The sequence below is a fragment of the Iodobacter fluviatilis genome (assembly GCF_004194535.1).
GTDB classification, from domain to species: Bacteria; Pseudomonadota; Gammaproteobacteria; order Burkholderiales; family Chitinibacteraceae; genus Iodobacter; species Iodobacter fluviatilis_A.
The window spans coordinates 3,604,076-3,619,011 of the sequence record NZ_CP025781.1 but is presented as its reverse complement, the minus strand read 5'-3'; the positions used below and the strand labels follow the sequence as shown (position 1 = coordinate 3,619,011).

General features: G+C 49.5%; 11 protein-coding genes. 6 read left to right on the top strand and 5 right to left on the bottom strand.

The annotated features are described in order from the left end of the window. Positions 1–38 precede the first annotated feature (38 nt). Entirely contained in the window at positions 39–947 is a 909-nt protein-coding gene (locus tag C1H71_RS16000) for a hypothetical protein (protein ID WP_130107443.1), read from the top strand. A 292-nt stretch (positions 948–1,239) separates the two neighbouring features. Here the strand turns inward: C1H71_RS16000 and tssA are convergent, their stop codons facing one another. The 5 genes from tssA to C1H71_RS15975 all read right to left on the bottom strand — a co-directional run bounded on the left by tssA (position 1,240) and on the right by C1H71_RS15975 (position 8,990). Beyond that, a complete protein-coding gene (gene tssA, locus C1H71_RS15995; protein WP_130107442.1) occupies positions 1,240–2,328 on the bottom strand; it encodes a type VI secretion system protein TssA in 1,089 nt (362 codons plus the stop codon). Then, positions 2,325–6,134 carry a type VI secretion system protein gene (locus tag C1H71_RS15990; RefSeq protein WP_130107441.1) on the bottom strand — a complete coding sequence of 1,270 codons (3,810 nt, stop codon included), beginning with the start codon at positions 6,132–6,134 and terminating at the stop codon, positions 2,325–2,327. Before C1H71_RS15990 ends, tssA begins: the two co-directional genes overlap by 4 nt. Next, positions 6,131–6,859, bottom strand: coding sequence for a DotU/TssL family secretion system protein (locus C1H71_RS15985; protein ID WP_130107440.1), 729 nt, complete (start codon positions 6,857–6,859; stop codon positions 6,131–6,133). The genes C1H71_RS15990 and C1H71_RS15985 overlap by 4 nt, the downstream gene beginning before the upstream one ends. Continuing rightward, on the bottom strand, positions 6,852–8,204 hold the full coding sequence (tssK, locus tag C1H71_RS15980) for a type VI secretion system baseplate subunit TssK (protein WP_130107439.1): 1,353 nt from the start codon (positions 8,202–8,204) through the stop codon (positions 6,852–6,854). Before tssK ends, C1H71_RS15985 begins: the two co-directional genes overlap by 8 nt. A gap of 324 nt (positions 8,205–8,528) precedes the next feature. Beyond that, positions 8,529–8,990, bottom strand: coding sequence for a type VI secretion protein (locus C1H71_RS15975; RefSeq protein ID WP_130107438.1), 462 nt, complete (start codon positions 8,988–8,990; stop codon positions 8,529–8,531). A gap of 152 nt (positions 8,991–9,142) precedes the next feature. Between C1H71_RS15975 and tssB the strand changes: the two genes are divergently transcribed. The 5 genes from tssB to tssF all read left to right on the top strand — a co-directional run bounded on the left by tssB (position 9,143) and on the right by tssF (position 14,712). Next, complete coding sequence (gene tssB, locus C1H71_RS15970; protein WP_130107437.1) at positions 9,143–9,709, top strand: type VI secretion system contractile sheath small subunit; 567 nt, start codon at positions 9,143–9,145, stop codon at positions 9,707–9,709. Positions 9,710–9,725: 16 nt separating this feature from the next. After that, positions 9,726–11,204, top strand: coding sequence for a type VI secretion system contractile sheath large subunit (gene tssC / locus C1H71_RS15965; RefSeq protein WP_130107436.1), 1,479 nt, complete (start codon positions 9,726–9,728; stop codon positions 11,202–11,204). Positions 11,205–11,643: 439 nt separating this feature from the next. Beyond that, positions 11,644–12,144: an Hcp family type VI secretion system effector gene (locus C1H71_RS15960; protein ID WP_046352862.1), complete on the top strand. Its 501-nt coding sequence runs from the start codon at positions 11,644–11,646 to the stop codon at positions 12,142–12,144. A gap of 196 nt (positions 12,145–12,340) precedes the next feature. Continuing rightward, entirely contained in the window at positions 12,341–12,787 is a 447-nt protein-coding gene (gene tssE, locus C1H71_RS15955; RefSeq protein ID WP_130107435.1) for a type VI secretion system baseplate subunit TssE, read from the top strand. A gap of 137 nt (positions 12,788–12,924) precedes the next feature. Then, positions 12,925–14,712, top strand: coding sequence for a type VI secretion system baseplate subunit TssF (tssF, locus tag C1H71_RS15950; protein ID WP_130107434.1), 1,788 nt, complete (start codon positions 12,925–12,927; stop codon positions 14,710–14,712). Positions 14,713–14,936: the final 224 nt, after the last annotated feature.

The following is a 14,936-nucleotide window of genomic DNA, read 5'->3' as shown; positions in this document are numbered from 1 at the left end:
CGCAATACTCAAGCAGCGAAGTCAATTTAAATAACGTATTGCAAAATGAAATACTGCACCTTGATTCAGTTCAAACAATCAGCACGGCAAATGGCAAACAAGAAGCCAGTATTGACCGTTATGATACTATTTCTATTAAAGACAAAGCATTCAGAGAAGAACAATTTAATTTCGATTCAAAAAATCTGCAGTGGCAAAACATTCCATTAAACAATAATGAAGCACTCTATTTAGTCGATGGAAAATGGGAAAAGCTCGGCCAAGCAAAGGTCACAGCCAAGGGCAATGACATTATTCTTGATTACGGAAATGATATTCAATATTTAATTAGCGGCACAAGTAAAGATATTAGCAATTTAGCAGTCATGAGTGTTAACTTAACAAAACAAAATACCCAAACCCGCCCTGAATATGCATTATTCAAACCCCCCGCGCCCGTATTTCCAGCAGGATCGCAAGCTTATTATTTAGGCCACAGCCCACTTAAAACGACCTATCTTAGCTATTTTGGCAACAATACAACCTTTAAGTCCATTGATGAATGGACCACTTTCTACTCAAGCAATAGCAAAAACACCGTGGCACAAAATAGCATATGCCCTTTCCAATTTGATCTTACTCGTAAAATGGTGATTTTCAGCAACAACCCTAATCAATCTGTTAAATGCATGGCAAAAGAGCAGCCATATGAAATTCGTACAGTTAAACAGCAGCAGCTTTTAGTGATGGCAGAGATTCAAGATGACAATAGCCCTGCCATTGGCAAAGAATTTTATGCCATTTTTAATGGCTCACTATTAGAAGGCAGCGTTCAAGAGCCTTTTGAATTACCAAACAACACAAAACCCGCCTCAAACTCAGCCCGCTTAGAAGTTGGCTTTAATAAAATAGCAATTAATCATTTATTCAAATACGGTGGACTTCCTGCCACGGCGCAATTGAAATAAGCAATGTACCCCCCCCTCTACCAAGAAATCCAAAAAAAATGAACGAATGGCTGATGGGGAGTTTGCATAGTTTTACAATATTAATAAGTAGTTAGGCATTATTAAATGCAAAAGCATGTATTTTCGTAGGGTGTGTAAGCGCTTTTCTTGTGCACCGGCCCTTGGTGCGCAACGACTTCGTCGTTTCACACCCGAAGAGAAGCACATGATTTTAAAATATTGGATAACTTATACAAAAGTACTTACTGCAACATTTTACCGCCAATAGACTTAAACATTTGTGCTACTCCCCCTAAGGCAACACACCCATCAAAGTCCATAATTTTCTTGCTTCTGCATCACTAGAAATCAACTCGGCCAAAAGATCTCTTAAAGGTTTATTGCCCCACTCCACGCTGCGGTAAATTAAGTAAGGCACGGGGCTATGTGGCTCGGTTTTAGCAAGGTAATCTGCAATCAATTGTAATTGTCGATAGGCCTCTTCTCGGCTACGGGGTTGGCTAAAAGGGAGCGCTTCCATTGTTGATTTTTTCTCTGTAGGCGAAGATAAAATTAACTCGGTAAGGATAGGCTGAGGATGCATGGCCAGCCAGTCTTTTAAAATTCCGTCATACTCTTGCATCAGCAAGAGCAATGATTTAAACGTGGGTGCGTCGTTGCCCATTTTTTCATCACAATCTTGTGATAAAGCCACCAAATGCAGCATGCCTTGCACAATAAACTCATAAGCACTTCGGATGATGCGCACATCCGATCCGCGCACCACTTCATTTATTTTTTGTGTTTTCTTCACAGCAGCATCCAGCAATAGCTGTGAAGCCTTGCTGGTCGATTTACCTTGATCTAGCCCAAGCTGCCTTTGCAATACGCGCCAATCTGCCAAAGTAAATGAATCTAATTCACTACGCTGATCCAGTACCGGCATAGGCATTCTAGAGAGCAGTATCGTGCCAAAAGAATGCACGCCCCAAGCGAGGGGGCCGGTTCTAAAACTCATATCGCCATCACTTGGCAACGGATAAACACTGTCCCAATAGCGCTTGCACAGCTCAGATAATAAACACAGCGCGGCATTCAGGCCTTCAATACCGCGCCGGTGCATCCACGCCTCGCCCAACCAGACGGCTACAGTTAAATCTTTGCTGCGCGTTTGCAAAATCTGCCGACCTATCTTTTCAACCGTAGACCAATCGCTACGCTTGACTTCAGATTGCCAAATACCGGTGGGCAAGCTGGTATCGTCTTCGCGCTTGGCTTCACGAAGCACGTCGTATTCCGCCTCATATCGGATCGACATGCCACAAGGTGATTCATTAGAAATAGGCTGCAATAGCGATTCAACGCCCCCCATCAACCCACTTGGCATCAACTCTTCACTCATTTTAGTTCCGCCACAGTTGTTGAATCTGGCAAGGTGATTTGCCTAAAGGGGGATACTGGGGCTTTTAGCGGTAGGGCATTGATTAAATGTACCGGTAATAGCGTTTTTGCCCCCACAGCGCTTATGCCAAAGCGAGCAAACATTTGTGCGTGCGGATTATCTTTGCTTAGCCCTCGGATAGGCAGGCTAAACAGCAGAGCAGGATAGGCAAATTCATCCTGAAACACCATGCCTGCCGGTGCTTGATGATTACGTAAGAAGCGCAGTAAAGACCATGCACCACCATAGCGCCATTCGGCCGTTTGCTCACTCACCATTAAATTGGGCTGCATGCCCTCTTCAGCAGGCAGACGCGGTGAATCTTTTGCCCAGCGCAATGCAAATGTCACAGGCTGGCCAAGCAACCAGCGCAGCTTTGCTCGCTCGCCCTGTGGATAGCGCAAACGCTGTGCGCCAAGGCCTAAGCTCCACTCAACCACCTGATCTGCACCCTGCTCTTTTTCTTTATCGCTACGCCATTGCACATCAATATCCACACCCAAGGGCTGCGGTTGCTCAGCAGTACCGCGCACTAGGAGCGGCCCTAAAAGCTCACGGGCATTTTGCAGCCCTTGCAAATACAGCCGCGCCGCCTGCATATTTGCAGCATCCCCCTCGTCCATCCCCGCTAGCGCACTTGGCAAATAACTATCAATCAACCGTATCAAGACGCTCACTCTTTCTATATCAGCATCGGCAGCGCCGGTATTGGCGGCAAAAGGGAAACGCCCCGCAAGATGTTGATTAAAATACAGGGCCAATTGCTGCCAAGCATAAGCACTACTTTGTGCCCGTAGCCCTGAGCAGCGCTCATTGGCCAAACTCACTAAACGCTGAGCCCGCTCAAAAAAATATCCAGGCCCAGCGGGCAACTCCAGCTGCTGCAAACTACTATGGCAGCTGTTTACATCTATCTCATTTAAATCTTTGCTGATCAGCTGTGCTAGCAGTGCTGGGCCACTATCGGGCGCTTTTTCTTTGAACTTCTTCAGATCCACGGCCACACCACGCCAACGCATAATCATTTGCATATCTTTTACCGACACGCCCTTAGGGTGCGCAGCCAGCCACTCCATCACCACACCTTGATTAACCGCTACGCTGGCAAGCTGCTCAAACTGCCTTACTAAATACTGCTGTAGCTCAAATGGGTTACTGGCTTTAAATGCCTTATAACTGGCATTTTTTTTGCCATCCCACCAAGAAAACGTGGCTTGTTTAGGCTGATACAGTGCCAATTCGGCCAACTGGGCATCGGCTTGGCGCAGGCTTTGCAGCGCTCTATCGGTGATTTCTCTATTTAGCTCGTTAGCTAAATCATTGCGCCCTAACTCAACAAAAGCAGCGCTCGTAGCGGGCGCAGCGTGGATCAAGTCATCCAAACTATCCTTACCACGGCTCTGAACCTCATCGTCAGCATATCCCCCCAACACATGCCACATCGCATTGGCGGTGCTTTTGCTGGCAAACGCACCAAGGGCAGATCGATATACATCGGGCACTTTGGCTAAGTTTTGCGCCTGATAACGCTGCCTACTTTGGTAGTTTTCCATCGCGCCGCGCAGCGTTTCTTCATTCATCCCTTTTAAGCCACTCAGGGCCGTAGTTTTAGGCCCTACCGAGTGGGCCTGCATCACAAAATCTTGCTCAAACAAATAGCGAATCGCGCTTTGCAGCTGCACTACTTCTTCTCTAAGCCCCAGCGCACCTTGCGCAGTTAGCGATGAATCTTGATTGGACCAACGCTCTTGAAACGCTTTACGCACGCTACTGGCATGCGCTTCAATCTGCTGCACCGCCTCTTTGCCCACAAAACTACTAGAGCGGGCATGGTTTAATAAGGTGCTATAGCCTGGCACTAAATCTTGCCCCGATGCACTACTCCACGCGCTATTGCTGGCTGCAATGAGCCTTTTAAGTAGCGCAATTTGCCGCTGCAACGCATCTAGCTCGGCATAGCTATTGCGATTATTGCTTTGTAAATCGGTCAGGTGTGTTTGTACGTTGTCGGCCATTTCTGTAAACGTGGTGTCACCATATAAACGATCCAACCAGCTCTTCATCAGCCCAGAAAAGTTCGACTTGGTTTGCTTTACCGCATCCTGCAAGCGAATAAGCTTGCCCATTTCGGGTGCATATTGGCGTAATATCCCCTCAAGTTTGGCTCTTAAATGCAAGCGCTCTGGGTGGAAATCTGTGCTCCATAATCGGTTACTTAAATTAGTCATACTGTTTAAAGCATCATTCCCGCCCCTCAGGGCGCGGTTATATAAGATCACATCTTGCTCAAGCAAGCTGGCCTCTTGCATCAAACGTTGCGCCACTAAATAACGCGGCCAATTTTCAGGACTGGTCGTCGTATCGCCGCTGCTTACATCGCTATTTGCACCAAGAGCCTGCAAAAAAACTAGATCCGCTTGCAGTTGAACATAGATAGAAGCAAACCACTGTGTTTTGAATAAGTTAGCGACTTTTTTATCCAAATCCTGATCAAAAGAAGAAAGCAATGAGCCAGGAAACACCACGCTGGCAAAGTGCAAGCGTGGCGCATTTACCAACATATGCCACAGGCCAGATACCGCTTGACTAGCAGAATCATTGTCGGTTTGCTCCTCACTTTGTCCCGACCCAAGCTCGCTCAAAAGGTAATTCAACGTAATCGCTTCTTGGCGCTCACTCTGCCAAATCCACACCATTGCCAATAACCAAACCGCACAAAAAACGCCCATGCCGATACACACATAACGATGCCAGCGCTGGCGCAAAGACATAATCCGCACAATAGGCTGCGCCAAGCCCCGCTCAGCAGCGATGCGTTGGCGTAATAATCGCCCAGCAAAGATAGGCATTGCTGGAACTTGCGCACCAACGGGGCTAAAACCATCCATATCATCTTGAGGCGGCTGATAAGCGCCCACAAAATACAGCCCACGTAGCACCGGTGCATCACCCAGTGCATTACTTTGAAAAGCCGCATCGCCTAAAGCCAATAAAGGCGCGCGTAACGCATCAAATTGCCGTGGCAATAAATACAGCGCATCGCTAACGCCACCATTTAATGCGCCAATTTCATCAATGCAATCGCCGAGCTGATTTTGGAGCTGACTAATGGCTTTATCTAAGTATTCGCGCTGATAGACGCTAGCCAAAGGTAAGGTAGAAGACCACCCTAACGCACAGTCTTGCGCCTGATCTGGCAAGGATTCGATAAGCTCCTTGGCCCCAGCTATTTCTTGCAAGCCGGTAATCAACCAATACACCGGCAAGGTTTGTCCCAGTTTTTGCTGGGCATCTTGAAATTGCTTACACAGCATAATTTCGGCTTGTAATACTTCTCCCTTAGCCAGCAAGCGTTCGGCAGAAATCGCCCAAATCACAGCATCGATTGGCCTTTGCCCACGTACCCTCAGCAAAGCCCCCAATAAACGTCGCCACGCCGACAAGGCGACCAGTGCACCATCGGCCTGCATAAAAATATCGTGAGGAGGAACCAACACCACGGCATCGCTTGCATACCAAATGCGCCCAAACCACGCGGTTTTTTCCTCACTTTTTAATTGCCAAGCGCGGCATAAAGACTCCGCGCTATTTTGGTCATCACCCAACAGTAACAGCCAAGGCACTTGGTAGCGCCCTTCTATGCCACTGTCTTTTTCCATTTTCTTAACTGAATCAATAAAGCTACGCGCTAGGCGATCCATCTTGCTGAGCCCATAGCAAAGCAGCAGCAATACAACGATAACCAACAAGATAATCAGCAGTTTCACAGCTTAGCCTCACTAAGCGCTAGGTTAGCCAATTCAATACTTAGATAAATATCCCGCCAAAATAGCTGACTAAGCACTAGCATCACCAGCAATAAACCAGCAATCATCAGGCCCAGCCTAAACCCATCGGGCAACATTTTTCGCTCGCTCAGCTGCAAAGGCTGGCCCATACAACCCGCCTCTAGCACGGCTCCCAGCCGATGATGGTCTGGCTCACGTTGATAAACCTGGGCAAATAAGGCCTTACACCACTCTCCGTATTGTTTAGGATTCATGCGCAGGCGGCCCCGAAACCCCAGTACCAGCGTCATTAAATAAACCGCCGCTAAATCACGCTCACTAGGGTCTTGCCTTGCCAGCATTTGCTCGATGTCATCAGGTAGCGATTCGCCTGCCGTGCGGGTGCCAAATAAGCGGAACTCTAAGGGTGTAAGCTGCCAACTACTCTGCCCACTCCAATCGCTAAAGAGCAGCACTTCATCGAGTAAGGCCACAAAGGCGTATTGCATGGTTTGCGCATCTTTAGCGCTAGCGGTGCCGGCCTGCATCACAACCGATCGATAAACCCGCTTAGCTAAGATGCTGGTTTCTTCAACCATGCGCTGCACCAAGCTCTCTTTGGGCTCTGCGCTGGTTAAAAGGCTGGGAGAGAGCAAAAGCCACTCCTCCCAAATTTGGCAAAATGCCTGTTTTAAAGGCAGTGTCTGACGGGTGATATCAGGCATTTTTGGCCTCGCTCAGCACCGGAATACCATCCGTATCTGGCGCAAACAACTCGATACTTAATGGCCCAGCATCACTACTTGCGGCGGCAATGCATAAGAGCTCATCCGGTTTAATCCAACCTGCAAACTCATACAATATAAACAAGCGCGTATCCTCACCCACGCTATAGCTCGCCTGCTCTTGCCTATCCAGCTGGCGATAGGCCACGCCCTGCATTCTTTGCTTTTGTAAGGTTTCAACCAAAGACAGCGAGGCAATGACCGTATTTTTAAGCCACAGCCCCGCCGCATCCTCCGCCACCCCATTGGGCATGCGCAATCCCATCACCCATTGCCCACTGTCTTTTAATGTGGAGGGCGGCATAATCATAAAATATGTGCCTTCGTGCTTAAATGGATAGCGCGCATAGCCCACGCGAATCTGGGCAATCGCCTGCGAGATAAAACCAATCACCTCCTCAAAACAGCCCAATAGTTCTTGATAATTAAAAGCACGAAAAGCAGGCACGCCCGCGATGGGGTTCAAGCCACATATCGATCCCGCAGCGCCACATAAAATGTGATGCAAAGTATTAGGGTGGGCTACTCGGCTATCCAAGGCGCTTTTTAGCTCAGGTAATCTGGCCCAAAGCGCCGCCAACTGGCGATTAAGCCGAGCCATATCACCCTCATTATTGGCCTGCTGTGCCAGCCTTAAACGTCCAGCCAAAAACACACACTTTTCACCGATATTTTTACATAAATCAGCGATTTGCATCCCCAGTAGCGATTCCGGCCAAATCCGTGGCTGTGGTGCAAAATATGGCACCTTAGCAAAACCACCCGCTACTTCCTCCACCCGCAGCAAAGGCAGGCACACCCCGTCAGCACATTGTTGCTCACTAGCCAGCGTCAGATTGGGTTGCCAAAGAGTAAGCGATGCGGGTGATTCTTTACTGACTAAATCAGGAATATCTTTACCCACCACCGAGCGATAACGCCGACCACTGCGATCTAATTCACCCGCTCGATACAACGGCGGCACTACGATATAAAACGTAGCAAGCCGATTAGGCTCGGCCATGATGGGGGCTTTTAAATCCAACTCTAAAGGAGGGTGCACCCCTGGCTGAATACATACCCATAAGCCATCAGGCAGAATGGCCTCTAGCGCCAACACCCGTAATTTGCCGCTGATTAAAGCCGCTTCATCGATCTCCAAATTAAGCACGCCCCAGAAATAAGGCTGTGCAGTAAATGCATACTGGGCGGCCAGCGTTTCGGCGCGCAAAGACTGTTGTTGAAAGTGCTGCGGCAAAAGCTGCATTCCCTCAAACCAACAAATTGCTTCTGGAATTTGACCCACGCTATCCCCTGATTATTTAAGCCTTTGTAGCGTGGGTAAGTTTTTTGCCCACGCTACATCGTGCTTCCCATCCTTAAATCTGCCGGTTTCACCCCATACGTGCTAGCGCAGCCACCATATAACCTCGGCGGCGCATGAAAGATTACTAAACCGAGCGAGGAAGTCTGTGAGAGCACTTACAACATTAATCAATAAAACACCTCTGAGAAGCGCTGTAAGTCTCGATGTTCTCTGTGTTTAAGCTTTAACTCTCTGGCGCATATGGAGATTCACCCTCCCAGCAGAAAGTGCCACGCAACATATCTGATGCAGCGCTTTAAAACCTCAATCCCCACTCACCCAACGTACATCTTGGCTATCCAAATACAGCAACACACTTTTTTGCTGATCTAAACGTAATCGGTGCATTCCTAGCGAGCTATATGCGGCGTAAACCAATACGGCCAAGCCTGGCTGGCCCTTTAATGGGGAATCAACGACATCCAATCTTTGCCCTGGCACTAGCTCACGACTCCAAACAAACAGCGCTTTAGGGAAATCGCGTTGTAACTGGGCCTTTTGTTCAAACCATTGCGCGGCAGATAGGGTTAAGAGGCGTTTAAGCAGTTCTTCATCGTCTACCACCACTAAATCAATGGGGATAGGGGTGTCTTCATTGGCCATAGAGGCCACCGAAAAGGACACGCTGCTTAATTTAATCGAGGGTTTTAACAGGCCGCAGCCAGCCAGCACGATGCAAAGCAACGGCGAGCAGACCCAGCGATATTTTTTTTGAGAATCTCGCACAAAACCCTCGAGTATGCTTACTAAAATTACGCCATTAACTGATGATCATTATATAAATAACTTTCTTAAAACTTCCAACTAAATGTTTGCAATTACAATGACCGTCTTCTAGATTCAACAAACACTCCCAATCCATCGTGCATGAGGCCGTCATGACAGAAAGCACACAACACAAGCTAGATCGCGTTCGCCCTCCTCGCGTCCAAATTACTTACGACGTGGAAATTGGCAATGCAATCGAGAAAAAAGAGCTCCCTCTTGTGGTCGGCATCTTGTCCGATCTATCGGGTCAGCCCAAAGAAAAGCTACCAAAGCTTAGCGATCGACGCTTTATCAATATTGATCGAGATAACTTTATCGACGTATTGGAATCGATCAACCCACGCCTTGCTATCCAAGTTGATAACACCATCGCTGGCGATGGCAGCAAGCTCAATATCGAGCTTAATTTTTATGAGCCACAAGATATCAACGATAAAAATGCCGTGCCTAAGAGCAAAGATTTTGATCATTTCGACCCAATCAGCATCGTGAACAAAGTAGCGCCGCTGAAAAAGCTGTTTGAAGCACGTCAGCGCCTCAGGGATCTCCTCGGCAAGCTCGATGGCAATGATGATCTGGATAAATTATTGCAAGACGTGATTGCCAATACCGAAGGGCTGAAAGAAATTCAATCCGCCTTGCCTGCTACCCCAGAGCCTGCCCCTGCAGCCGCTTAATTGACGGAGAATCATCATGCCAGAAACACAGCCAGCAGCAGCGGCAGGCGGAGCAACTGCCACACTCAGCCTGCTCGACAGTATTATCAAAGACGGCAAAATGGCGCTGGATGACAGCCAGAAAAGCCATGCCACCAATTTGCTAGGCGAATTTGCCACGCAAGTGCTCGATGGCGTGATGAAAATCGATAAAGATACGGTGGCCATGATTAACCAGCGTATTAAAGACATCGACGAGCTGATCAGCACTCAGCTGAATCAAATCATGCATCACAAAGATGTGCAGGAGCTGGAAGCCTCATGGCGCGGCCTGCATTATTTAGTGATGAACACCGAAACCGGCACACGGCTTAAGCTGCGCCTGATGAATGTATCGCGCAAAGATCTGCAAACCGATCTAGAAAAAGCGGTTGAATTTGACCAGAGCGCCTTGTTTAAACAGATTTACGAAGAAGAATACGGCACCTTTGGTGGCCATCCTTTCAGCGTATTGGTGGGTGACTATAAATTTGGCCGTCATCCGCAAGATATCGCGCTCTTAGAAAAACTATCCAATGTGGCCGCTGCCGCGCACGCGCCTTTTATTGCCGCTGCCGACCCCAAACTATTTGATATGAGCAGCTTTGCCGATCTGGGCCTGCCGCGTGATTTGGCTAAATTATTTGAAAGCAGCGAGCTGATTAAATGGCAAAGCTTTAGGGCCAGCGAAGATTCCCGCTATGTGTCACTGGTCTTGCCACACGTATTGCTGCGCCTACCTTACGGCCCAGACACATTGCCCACAGAAGGCATGAATTATGTGGAAGACGTAGACGGCACCGACGCCAGCAAATATCTATGGGGTAATGCCTCATGGGCACTGGCACAGCGCATCACTAACGCGTTTTCACTCTATGGCTGGTGCGCAGCGATTCGCGGCGTTGAGGGCGGGGGCGCAGTAAGCGGCCTGCCATCGCATACTTTCTCTACTGCGTCTGGGGACAAAACCCTGAAGTGCCCAACCGAAGTACCGATTACTGACCGGCGTGAAAAAGAGCTGAACGATCTGGGTTTTATTGCACTCTGCCACAAAAAGAACACCGATCTAGCTGTGTTTTTTGGCGGGCAAACCACCAACAAACCCAAGATCTACAACACCCCGCAGGCCAACGCCAATGCCAGCATATCCGGCATGTTGCCCTATGTACTCGCCGCATCCCGCTTTGCGCATTACATCAAAGTCATCATGCGGGACAAAATCGGCAGCTTTATGACGCGTGACAATGTTCAAAGCTATCTGAACAACTGGATCGCCGATTACGTGCTGATCAACGACAACGCCCCGCAGGAAATCAAAGCGCAATACCCGCTAAGGGAAGCCCGTGTTGATGTCACCGAAATCGCAGGCAAGCCCGGCTCCTACCGCGCCACCGTCTTTTTGCGTCCGCACTTTCAACTGGAAGAGCTCACCGCATCAATCCGCTTAGTGGCAGAACTACCACCGCCTGCGGCTTGAGGTGTTTAGACACTAGGGTGGGCAAGATAAAACATCTTGCCCACCCGAAGAAACGAAGCGGTTTAATTTTTGATAGCAAACAAGGAAAAGATTTATTAACCACGGTCGCGGTATAGGGCTTAGATCCCCCTGAAAGCACGCCGAAGCGAGGAATAAGCGGTTCGGGGTTTCGAAAAAGGGGTAGCGGGCTTGCTCCCGAGCAGCCTTTTTCGCCGAACTGATTATCCGCAGCGAGGGGCCTTCGTGCTTTTGAGGTTGCGGTTTTGCTTCCTTTCTTGGCCGTTCAAGAAAGGGAGTCCCCTGCGGGGGATTCCCGCACCAAAATCAACGTGCCGCAGGCACTAAAAACGCATAGGCCATTGTGCCCACGCCAAGCTAAACCACGGCGGGTTTCACCCAAGCCGTCAATCAACACCACCATCACAGGGAGCTTTAAACAATGGATGCCATTATTCTCGACTTGGGTGCGGACATTAAGGGCGAGTGCATGCTCGAGGGCTATGTCGACAAAATTGAAGTGATGTCGTACAGCCACAATGTAGCCATGCAAGTCACCAATGACGTCAGCAACTCTGAACGCACCTCGGGTAAGCCGCACATTGGCGAATTTACCACCACCAAATTTGTCGATGCCTCCACCCCGCTACTCAATCAATATTGCTGCGCAGGTAAAGACATCCCCGAAGTCAAAATCACCATTGGCCGCAATGCCTCGGATGACAGCGGCAAAATTGTGGCCTTTATTGTTTACACCCTGACCAATGCACTGATTTCTAATGTCAGCGTCAGCGGTGGCACAGGCGGCAAACCGGTAGAAACGCTTTCTTTGAATTTCACCAAAATCAAGTGGGAACTCACCACGCAAAAAGACAGCGGCGACAAAGAAGGCACCGCCGCCAGCACATGGGACTTGACCTCTAATAAGCTGATTAAAGGCTAAGAATTAGGTTCGTGTTTACTTCCCGCTACTAAATGTCGTCATTCCCGCTTGTCTTTGGCGGGAATCCAGCAGCGCGGCTGGATCCCCGATAAAAACACTCGGGGATGACGGTTTACCGTATCGAGATATTATTTATTTAAGTGTGATTACAAGTTGTATTCACGCTTAAAGCCATCAACATCATTGGCCTTACCTTATGCAAACCGATCCATTTCGAGTGCCTTTATTTGAACGCCTGCAAGACGACGCGCCGCACAGCGCAGAAATCACCCCGCACCGCCAATATGGCAAAGCCGCGGTGATGACATCGGTGTGCAATGAGCTTTCCCGAATACTCAATACCCGTCGCGAAAGCATGCCGAGGTTGGCCGAGCACAGCATTATCGACTACGGCATCGCCGACTGGAGTGGCTTTAAAACCGGCTTTGATGCAGACCGCCGCCAGTTTATCCGCGATATCAAACAAGCCATCAGCGTGTTTGAACCACGGCTAAAAGACGTACAAATTGAAATATTCAGCACCGATGGCAGAAGCGCCACCCTCAGCATTTTCGCCGAATTGCGCGGCACACAAAATGAGCGGGCGGTGCTGTGTATTAAGCAAACTGAGGATGGGATGAGTGTTGAGGAAGTTGATGCGTAGAGTGAGACGTTCATTGTGTACCGCTCATTCGCAAGCATTGCATCACCCGCCCTACGAAAAAAACTAAACGTCATTGCCTTTAGTGGTGCACATAGACAGGGAGTACACCCTCCATACAACGAAGCATTGAGGTTTAAATGAGCGATTCGATAGACGATGTTTTGCTTGATTACTACCAGCGTGAGCTGACCTGGTTGCGCCACGCTGGGGCGGATTTTGCTGAGCGGTTTCCTAAGATCGCCCATCGCTTGGAGCTTTCCGAATACGAATGCCCAGACCCGCATATTGAGCGCCTGCTCGAAGGATTCGCGTTTTTAAATGCCCGCTTGCAACGCCAGTTAGATGATGATTTTTCGCAGCTGAGCAGCTCATTATTAGAAGAGCTCTACCCCTACGCCATCCGCCCCATGCCCTCCACAGCCATTGCTTGCTTTCAGGCAGATGCCAGCAAAGGCAATGTCAATGCTGGGCTTGAAATCAAGCGTGGCACATCGCTGTTTGTAAACCACCAGCGAAGCGAGCAGGAAACCGACAGCATTTACTTTAGAACCACCGCCCCGCTCACTGTCTGGCCTTTGCAAATTGACGAGGCCATCTTGCTGGATGCCGAAGAAGCACAAAAACTGACTGGCCTTGCCAAGGCGCAATCGGCGCTGAAGATCCGTATTCATTGCAATGCGGCTGAAGGCTGGCCTGCGCTCACACTCAGCACGCTAAAAGTGCATTTGGCCGGATCACCGCTAACTGCCGCTGCGCTTTATGATTTACTCGGCGCACATAGTATTGCCATGTTTAGCTTACTAAAAAACAAAATCGCTCCCATCAAAGGCTTACCAGAAGCCTGCGGCTTTACTGATGATGAAGCACTTTTGCCCAGCGAAAGCGGCGCACTCGCCAGCCACCGCATGCTGCTTGAATACTTTAGCTGCCCGGCCAAATTTGCTTTTTTTGAGCTGCCGATCAGCGTTCCTGCTGACACTGAACACGATTTAGAAATCATCATCGCGTTTAACACCCACCCCGCCAGCCGCCTTAGCCTGCAAGCTGGCGATTTGGCCTTGGGCTGCGTGCCAGTGATTAATCTCTTCCCCCGCACCTCCGAGCCTTTACGCCCCAGCGGCAAAACGCGCGAATACCGCATCGTGGCCGACAGCCACCGAGAGCACGCCACCGAGATCTATGCCATCGGCCAAGTGCGCGCCAGTAAAGCCTACGGTGCGCAAATTGTGCCGCGCTATTTTGGCCTAAACCATGGCGATGCCAACGGCTGCTTCTGGCACGCCAGACGCGTTGACGGCGTCGCTCAGCGGCGCGGCAGCGATATGCTGCTCACTTGGGTGAACGCGAATTTTCTAGCTACAGACCCGCCCGCCCCCACGCTAAGCGCCGAGCTGCTTTGCACGAATCGTTTCCTCGCTGAATCGCTGGCAGCAGGCACGGCACTGGCCTTTGAACAACCCGGCCCTGTCGCCAAAGTACGCCTCATGGCCTCGCCCACCCCACAGCTGCCTTACGCCAGCGCGGCACAATGGCGATTAGTTTCGCAACTTTCCTTAAATCACTTGTCACTCATCGAAGGCCCGCAAGCCCTTGCCGCGCTGCACGAAATCTTAAACCTCTACAACGTCGGCCACAGCGCCTCCACCCAGCAGCAAATAGCAGGGATTCGCAGCATCCAAACCCAACGCACGGTGGATAGAGTCGGCAAAGAAGCATGGCGCGGCTGGCGCAATGGATTAGAAATCAGGCTGGAGCTAGACGCCAGCCAATTTGCGGGTAGCAGCCGGGTCTTATTCTCCGGCGTACTCGCCCAATTCTTCGCCCAATACGCCAGCGTAAACCGCTTTATCCGCACCGTATTAGTAGAAAAAGACCGAGAAATAAAAACATGGCAACCGCTGGTGGGTGATCCACTCATTCTGTGAATTTATCAAGAGATGGAAACCCAAGTCTTGAACCACTTCGGCCCCAGAGAACACGGAGTTTCACGGAGAAAAACAAAATATTTGAGTTTAAACATATGTAACGCAATCACCGAAAACCGCAATAACCACGCTCTTAGCACAGGGCTTTTTATCCTCCCCTTGAAACACGCCGAAGCGAGGAACAAGCGGGCGGGGTTTCGGCGAGGACTGTTTGAGCGAGCGAA